Source organism: Paenibacillus sp. UMB7766-LJ446, assembly GCF_030226665.1.
Classification (GTDB): Bacteria; Bacillota; Bacilli; order Paenibacillales; family Paenibacillaceae; genus Paenibacillus; species Paenibacillus vandeheii.
In genome coordinates this window covers 1-549 of the sequence record NZ_JASOYM010000039.1, presented here as the reverse complement: position 1 = coordinate 549, position 549 = coordinate 1, and the positions used below count along the sequence as shown (strand labels likewise).

General features: G+C 39.3%; 1 protein-coding gene. It reads left to right on the top strand.

The window, feature by feature from the left end:
- The first annotated feature begins 95 nt into the window (after positions 1-95).
- Positions 96-521, top strand: a complete 426-nt coding sequence (locus tag QP794_RS33100; protein ID WP_192267729.1) for an HTH domain-containing protein — start codon at positions 96-98, stop codon at positions 519-521.
- Positions 522-549: the final 28 nt, after the last annotated feature.

The following is a 549-nucleotide window of genomic DNA, read 5'->3' as shown; positions in this document are numbered from 1 at the left end:
TAAAATGTACCCTATAAGATGGACACTTTAAAAAGGTCATCTTATAGGGTCTTTTTTGTGTACAATGAATAAAAAACGAGCGGTGGTCAAAGCGGATGTCTAAAAAGTTATTTACAACTCAAGAGCAAGCTCAGTTAAGAACAAATCCCTATGTGAAAAATGTCAGTGCTAAAGCCATTACATATACGGATGCTTTTAAAGAACGATTTATTCAAGAGTATAATCAAGGTAAGTTTCCAAGTGAGATTTTTCAGGAGGCAGGCTTTGCCATTGACGTTTTGGGTGCAACCCGGATTCGAAAGGCTTCCAATCGATGGCGTGCGGCTTTTCAGGAACAAGGACCTGCAGGATTAACAGACGCTAGAAAACACGCCTCAGGACGTCCTCTGACCCGTGAATTAAGTCTCGAAGAAAAATATGCCCGTTTAGAAGCGAAAATGAAATGGCTTGAAGCGGAGAATGAATTCTTAAAAAAGCTCGATCAACTCGAAAGGCAGATGAGAAAAAAGAAATTCAATTAAGTACGTGGCAAAAATTCGAACTGATTCA

What these genes read in the sequence shown, in the direction of transcription:
- QP794_RS33100 (WP_192267729.1), top strand. Translation starts at nt 96, where the DNA reads ATGTCTAAAAAGTTATTTACAACTCAAGAGCAAGCTCAGTTAAGAACA.